Origin of the sequence: Candidatus Erwinia dacicola (assembly GCF_001756855.1) — a bacterium.
In the GTDB taxonomy this organism is placed as follows: domain Bacteria; phylum Pseudomonadota; class Gammaproteobacteria; order Enterobacterales; family Enterobacteriaceae; genus Erwinia; species Erwinia dacicola.
The window spans coordinates 1-7,207 of sequence record NZ_MAYS01000246.1; the positions used below are offsets into that span (position 1 = coordinate 1).

Annotated in this window: 3 protein-coding genes and 5 pseudogenes; 3 read left to right on the forward strand and 5 right to left on the reverse strand. The window is 54.6% G+C overall.

The window, feature by feature from the left end:
* Positions 1 to 353 (forward strand): annotated as a pseudogene (locus BBW68_RS16220) (transposase); the annotation flags it as partial.
* A 168-nt stretch (positions 354 to 521) separates the two neighbouring features.
* Positions 522 to 1,961, forward strand: coding sequence for a 6-phospho-beta-glucosidase (locus BBW68_RS07550; RefSeq protein ID WP_070134658.1), 1,440 nt, complete (start codon positions 522 to 524; stop codon positions 1,959 to 1,961).
* Between the two features lie 261 nt (positions 1,962 to 2,222).
* Here BBW68_RS07550 and BBW68_RS07555 read toward each other — a convergent pair.
* Positions 2,223 to 2,835 (reverse strand): annotated as a pseudogene (locus BBW68_RS07555) (IS110 family RNA-guided transposase); the annotation flags it as partial.
* Positions 2,836 to 2,840: 5 nt separating this feature from the next.
* A pseudogene (locus BBW68_RS16225) lies at positions 2,841 to 3,071 on the reverse strand (Tn3 family transposase); the annotation flags it as partial.
* A gap of 3 nt (positions 3,072 to 3,074) precedes the next feature.
* Here BBW68_RS16225 and BBW68_RS07560 point away from each other — a divergent pair.
* Positions 3,075 to 3,233: pseudogene (locus tag BBW68_RS07560) on the forward strand (ISL3 family transposase); the annotation flags it as partial.
* Between the two features lie 247 nt (positions 3,234 to 3,480).
* On the opposite strand, the gene glmS reads toward BBW68_RS07560, so the two are convergent.
* The 3 genes and pseudogenes from glmS to BBW68_RS07575 form a co-directional block, all read right to left on the reverse strand.
* On the reverse strand, positions 3,481 to 5,313 hold the full coding sequence (glmS, locus tag BBW68_RS07565; protein ID WP_070134659.1) for a glutamine--fructose-6-phosphate transaminase (isomerizing): 1,833 nt from the start codon (positions 5,311 to 5,313) through the stop codon (positions 3,481 to 3,483).
* Between the two features lie 169 nt (positions 5,314 to 5,482).
* Positions 5,483 to 6,853 carry a bifunctional UDP-N-acetylglucosamine diphosphorylase/glucosamine-1-phosphate N-acetyltransferase GlmU gene (gene glmU / locus BBW68_RS07570; RefSeq protein WP_070134661.1) on the reverse strand — a complete coding sequence of 457 codons (1,371 nt, stop codon included), beginning with the start codon at positions 6,851 to 6,853 and terminating at the stop codon, positions 5,483 to 5,485.
* A gap of 92 nt (positions 6,854 to 6,945) precedes the next feature.
* Positions 6,946 to 7,207, reverse strand: a pseudogene (locus tag BBW68_RS07575) (transposase); the annotation flags it as partial.

The following is a 7,207-nucleotide window of genomic DNA, read 5'->3' on the forward strand; positions in this document are numbered from 1 at the left end:
CACCTGGCGCGAGGTCGCGGCCCAGCTGGAAAGAACTTCCCGGCAGTCACGGAGATGATGGACAAGGCGGAGGCGGAGGGGCTGGCGTACTTCGGGTTCCCGAGAGCGCACCGGGTGAAAATCCACTCCACGAACACGCTGGAGCGCCTGAATTAAAGAGGTGAAGCGGCGGCGTTTCCACGTGGTGGGTATCTTTCAACGAAGAGAGCATAACCCGGCTTCTGGGGGCGGTGCTGACGGAGCAGAACGAAGAATGGCTGTTGCAGAACCGCTACCTGCCGCCGCACAGCATGGCGGAGATAGAGCAGACCGCTGAAAACGATGTGATCGAGGCGCTGCCACTCAGCGCTTAACAGACATATTACCGGACCGGAAGGCTGGATCTGAATTTACACCACCTTGACGGACTCGACTCGCTGCGGGTCGGGCATGCCCGATCCCAGCGGATGTTTCATTATTTTGCAGGGGCGAGGCATGCCTCGCCTAGGACGTTGTTTATCTTACCAGATAAGGAAAAGGTTATGTCACAGCAGTTACCCAAAGATTTTTTATGGGGCGGCGCGGTTGCGGCACATCAGGTTGAAGGCGGCTGGAATGAGGGCGGCAAAGGCCCGAGCATCGTTGACGTTTTGTCCGGCGGCTCCCACGGCGTTGACCGCCAGATCACCGACGGCATCTACCCATCGCTCAACTACCCGAATCACCTAGCGGTAGATTTCTACCATCGCTACAAAGAAGATATCGCTCTGTTCGCCGAGATGGGCTTTAAGTGCTTCCGCACCTCGATTGCCTGGACACGCATCTTCCCAAAAGGCGACGAGCAGGTGCCAAACGAAGCCGGATTACAGTTCTACTATGACCTGTTTGACGAGCTGCTGCAGTACGGTATTGAGCCGGTGATCACCCTCTCGCACTTCGAGATGCCGCAGCATTTGGTCAAGGAGTACGGTGGCTGGCTGAATCGCAAAGTGGTCCACTTCTTTGTGAACTACAGCGAAGTGGTGCTGAAGCGCTATCAGCACAAAGTGAAATACTGGATGACCTTTAACGAGATCAATAATCAGCGTAACTGGCGCTACCCGCTGTTCGGCTACTGCAACTCCGGGGTGATTTTTACCGACCACGAAAAGCCCGAGCAGGCCATGTACCAAGTGCTGCACCATCAGTTTGTCGCGAGTGCGCAGGTAGTGAAGCTGGGCCACGATATTAACCCACAGCTGCAGATTGGCTGCATGCTGGCGATTGTGCCCCTCTACCCTTGGTCGTGCCACCCGGACGACGTGATGTTTTCCCAGGAGTCGATGCGCGAACGCTACCTGTTCGGCGATGTGCATCTACGCGGCTACTACCCCCCCTACATCCTGAAAGAGTGGCAGCGTAAAGGCTACCAGATCGAGATGCAGCCGGGCGACGAGCAGGTGCTGCGCGATGGCTGTGCCGATTACCTTGGCTTCAGCTATTACATGAGCAACGCGGTGCAGTTCTCCGCCAAAGATAGCGACGATGGCCGCCATATTGAAGGCTTCCCCGGCAGCCTCCCGAATCCGCACGTCAAAGCGTCCGACTGGGACTGGCAGATTGACCCGGTAGGCCTGCGCTACACGCTGAATGCCTTCTGGGAACGCTATCAGAAGCCGATGTTTATCGTGGAAAACGGCTTTGGCGCTTACGATACAGTGGAAGCCAACGGCGAGATCAACGATGACTACCGCATTGCCTATCTGCAGGCGCATATCGAGCAAATGAAGATTGCGGTGCTGGAGGATGGCGTCGAGCTGGTGGGCTACACGCCGTGGGGCTGTATTGACTGCGTGTCGTTTACTACCGGCCAGTACAACAAGCGTTACGGCTTTATCCACGTGGATAAAAACGATGATGGCACAGGTACCCTAGCGCGTTCGAAAAAGAAGAGTTTCGACTGGTATAAGCAGGTAATCGCCAGCAACGGCGCGGACCTGTAAAGTTGGAAAACACCAGGCCGATCGAAAAAAATGATCGGTCCCTACAACTGCCCCATCTACATCCTGTAGGGGTCGACTGCTTTTCTGGTCGACCCGCGAATCGATAATCGTCATCAATTCGGGCCCTGATGAAAGACGCGCGTGAGGTTCTTGTTCGTTAAGCGGATACGTATATCCTGTACAATAGCCAGATAGGCCTCACGGGGTCTAACCCTTTATCATCAACGAATTGCAGGTCAGATGGTTATACTGCTTCGAGCTTTAGTTGGCTGAGTACAGCCGGAAATCATCACCGTAATGTAGTGATGCCCAACATAGCCGCGCGTTTTTGGCGGCGATGGCCACAACAGCCCGCCAGTACCCTCTGCGCTCAACCAACATACAAACCCAACGGCTGAATGAATCAGTCCTTTTCCCAGCGCCAATAAGCACTGAACGAGCCCCCTGAACCAGAAGCGTTCGCAGATACGAATCACCGGCTTTTGTGATTCTGCCAAGTTTCGACTTTCCGCCGCTGCTGTATTGTGGTGGCGTCAGCCCCAGCCAAGCTGCCAGTTGACGTCCATTTTTAAAATCATGTGCATTACCGATACTGGCGACCAGTGCACAGGCCGTTATGGGACCAACGCCCTTTAGCTCCATCAGCCGCTGACTGCGATGATCTGTTTTGGCTATGCGGGACAAAATTCGGTCATATTCAGTATATGTTAGCTTCAATGCGATCAACGTGTTCCATCAAATCATCAACACATTGCTGAACCTGAAGCGGTAAAGAGCTCTTCTGCACAGAAACCATGTGGCGCAGGGCATCAGCACTTTGTGGCGCGATGACACCGAATTCAGATATCAATCCTTGCAGACGATTATACGTTGCTGCAGGGACAAATGCGACAGGAGTTGCTCGTTGACCTTCACCCCTTTACGCTTCAGGGCATGGACCACTCTTACCATATACACGTTATTCCACAGCGAGATAGCTGCCGTCAGCAGCGTCAGTCCACTGGCGCGATAGCTCTGATTTTCCGGTTTTCTGTCCCTGATTTCACCCAACCGGTGCAGAAATACCGTACGTGCCAGCGCATTACGGGCTTCTCCTTTATTCAGTCCCGCCGCTTGATCAAGATGTCCAATCGGTTAGGTCGGGGTTACAGCTATGACATCATCCGTGCAAAGACGTTGTACTCCAAAGAAGCCCGTAAGGTTGGCAGTGGTATTCGAGCAGGACGAGGCAAGGTCGAGTATGGGCCGCACATTCCGACATTGTTGAAGTAGGCAGAAGATGGAGAGTTGGATTAACGCGCGAGAGGGGGCGTCTGAGAATCCAACCAAAGCCTATATTTTTTACCACTTCCTTGCCCCCGCCACTCTTTAATTCGGCGCGCAATTTGATGTTCGGAAAGGGACTGCTGAGATCTACCCATAAAAAAAGTCCAGTATGCTTTTTAAGCAGCATAACTTAAATTTTTGACTTTACAACTATTTTGTCATCCTACAACTCATTCAACCACTGCGCAAAGGCTTATTCCACCGTAACGGATTTTGCTAGGTTGCGCGGCTGATCCACATCGGTGCCTTTAATCAGGGCGACATGGTAGGAGAGCAGCTGCAGCGGCACGGTGTAGAAGATTGGCGCAATCACCTCTTCAACGTGCGGCAGTGGGATAATGCGCATTCCTTCGCTGTCGACGAAACCAGCATCAACATCGGCGAAGACATACAGCAGGCCGCCACGGGCGCGCACCTCTTCGATGTTCGACTTCAGCTTCTCCAGCAGTTCGTTGTTCGGTGCGACCACAATCACTGGCATATTAGCATCGATCAGCGCCAGCGGGCCATGCTTCAGTTCGCCGGCGGCGTAGGCTTCTGCGTGAATGTAGGAGATCTCTTTCAGCTTCAGCGCCGCTTCCATCGCGATTGGGTACTGATCTCCACGGCCAAGGAACAGCGCATGATGCTTATCGGAAAAGTCTTCCGCCACCGAGGCGATCTTCTCATCCTGCGCCAGTATCTGCTCAATGCGGCTCGGCAGCGCCTGCAGGGAGTGCACGATATCGCATTCTACCTGTGAGTTCATACCTTTCAGACGGCCGATTTTCGCCACCAGCATCAGCAGCACGGTCAACTGGGTGGTGAAGGCTTTAGTCGAGGCCACGCTGATTTCGGTTCCGGCTTTGGTCATCAGCGCTAGGTCCGATTCACGCACCAGCGAGGAACCGGCCACGTTGCAGATTGCCAGAGAACCAAGGTAGCCCAGCTCTTTTGACAGGCGCAGCACCGCCAAGGTATCGGCGGTTTCACCGGACTGGGACAGGGTGATCAGCAGGCTGTTTTTGCGCACCGCAGATTTGCGATAGCGGAACTCAGAGGCGATCTCTACGTCGCACGGTACGTTCGCCAGCGACTCGAACCAGTAGCGCGAAACCATCCCGGAGTTGTAGGAGGTACCGCAGGCCTTGATCTGGATATGCTCAACGTTAGCGAGCAACGCATCGGCGTTCGGGCCCAGCTCAGAGAGGTCGACTTTGCCATAGCTGAAACGCCCGCTGAGAGTGTTTTTGATCGCTACCGGCTGCTCGTAAATCTCTTTCTGCATGTAGTGACGGTAAACGCCTTTATCACCAGCGTCGTACTGCGCGGTGGATTCGATCTCTGCGCGTTTTACCTGAGCGCCGGTGCGATCGAAAATCGTCACGTCACGCCGGGTAATTTTCGCGATGTCACCCTCTTCTAGGTAAACAAAGCGGCGCGTTACCGGCAGCAGGGCCAGCTGATCGGAGGCGATAAAGTTTTCACCCACGCCACGACCAATCACCAGCGGGCTGCCGGAACGGGCGGCCACCAGCACGGACGGGTCACGGCTGTCGACAATCACCATGCCGTAAGCGCCGCGCAGCTGAGGGATGACGCGCTGCACCACTTCACGCAGCGAGCCGCCAGCCTGTTTTTGCTCCCAGTGCACCAGATACGCCACCACTTCGGTGTCGGTTTCTGACGCAAAGGTGTAGCCATGGGCGATCAGCTGCTCGTGCAGCGGTTCGTGGTTCTCAATAATACCGTTGTGAACAATGATGATATGTTCAGAGATATGCGGGTGCGCATTGACTTCCGACGGCTCGCCGTGGGTTGCCCAGCGAGTGTGCGCGATACCGGTTCCACCAATCAGCGCGGTGCTTTCTGCTGCTTCAGCAAGATTCTGAACCTTACCTAGGCGACGCAGGCGGGTGGCTTTTCCCTGCTGGTCGATTACAGCCAGCCCCGCAGAGTCATAACCACGGTACTCCAGACGGCGCAGTCCTTCGAGCAGGATCTCTGCAATATCACGCTGCGCTACAGCTCCAACAATTCCACACATAGTAAATTTTCCTGACAGGATGACATTCAGCGTCATACTGCGTTGTCTTCTGACCTGATTATTCGGGTATTTTCCGGCTCCCCGAGCCTTGTAGAGTGGGGATTATTTTTATGTTTACTGCGTTTACAACAAAACACAGGGCCAAGCATGCCTAGCCCCTGAAATGCGGTTATTTTTTCTTTTCCGGGCGCTGCCAGCTGGCGTTCAGCTGCTGCTCTTTGCGGTTATATACCAGCCCCGCCGCCGGAACGTTTTTCATAATAGTGGTACCGGCCGCGATGGTGGCCCCCGCCGTGACGCTCACCGGGGCGATCAGCTGGGTATCGGAGCCCACAAACACATCGTCGCCGATGATGGTCTTCGATTTATTCACGCCGTCGTAGTTGCAGGTGATGGTGCCCGCGCCGATATTGACGTTACTACCAATCTCGGCATCGCCTAGGTAGCTGAGATGCCCGGCCTTCGAGCCTTTGCCCAACCGTGCCTTTTTCATCTCGACAAAATTACCGACATGCGCGCCTTCGGCCAGTTCGCTACCGGGACGCAGGCGGGCGAAAGGCCCTATACTGCAGCCGAACTCCAGCCGTGCGTCTTCAATCACGCTGTATGGACTGATGATGCTCTCGTCGGCAATCACGCTGTTTTTAATCACGCAGCCGCTGCCGATTTTCACCCAGTTACCCAAGGTAACGCGACCTTCAATAATCACGTTGGTATCGATCACCACATCGCGACCGTGCTCCAGCGTGCCGCGCAGATCGAAACGCGCCGGATCGAGCAGCATCACACCGGCGAGCAGCAGTTTTTCTGCCTGCTCCGCTTGGTAAACGCGCTCCAGCGTCGCCAGCTGTAAACGGTTGTTCACGCCGTCGGTTTCGGTCAAGCGCGACGGATGTACCGCCGCAATCTGGAGGCCTTCCTGGTGGGCAAGGGCAATGATATCGGTAATGTAATACTCGCCCTGCGCGTTTTTGTTGGTCAGCTTACCGAGCCAGCGTTTCAGATCTGCACCGTTCGCCAGCAGGATGCCGGTATTGATCTCATTAATCAGCAATTGCTCAGGGGCGGCATCTTTCTGTTCAATAATGCCAACCACTCGGCCGTTTTCACGGATGATGCGCCCGTAACCGGTTGGGTTATCGAGGATTACCGTCAGCAGGCCAATGCCGCCAGCCGGTTTAGCCGACTGCAGGCGGCGCAGCGTCTCGACCGAGATCAGCGGCACATCTCCGTACAGAATCAGAATATCTTCGTCATCAGCGAAGCAGGGGGCGGCCTGCTGCATCGCGTGGCCAGTGCCCAGTTGTTCCGCCTGCAGCACCCAGTTCAGTGAGGCATCGTTAAGGGTGCTTTTCAGCAGGTCACCACCGTGGCCATAAACCAGATTAACGCGCTGCGCGTTCAGCGCCTTCGCCGCATCAATCACATGCTGAACCATCGGTTTTCCTGCCAGTAAGTGCAGCACTTTCGGCAGTTCGGAGTACATGCGCGTACCTTTACCAGCGGCAAGGATAACAACGCTCATCGGGCTCTCAGACATAGACATCCTGACTCTTTATTTTATGTTGAAAGTAAAACGGTTTAATACTGAGAATACTACATTTTTCTCAGTCCGAAATTAGGCTGTGTCCCTTAATTGCATAACCTTTTGTAAAACAGTCGGATACAACCCAGTTTAACCATCGCCAGATAATTCCTCGCCGTTTTGTCGTAACGTGTGGCGATGCGCCGATATTCTTTCAGGCGACCAAAGCAACGTTCAACAACATTGCGATTAAGGTAAGCATCACGATCGAGCTGTGAACGACCATCTGACGCCATTTTCTCGTGCGAACTGGCTTTCATGGGCTTGTCCGGGGCTCAGTACGATGTTTAACGGCAGACCGCTTCCGTC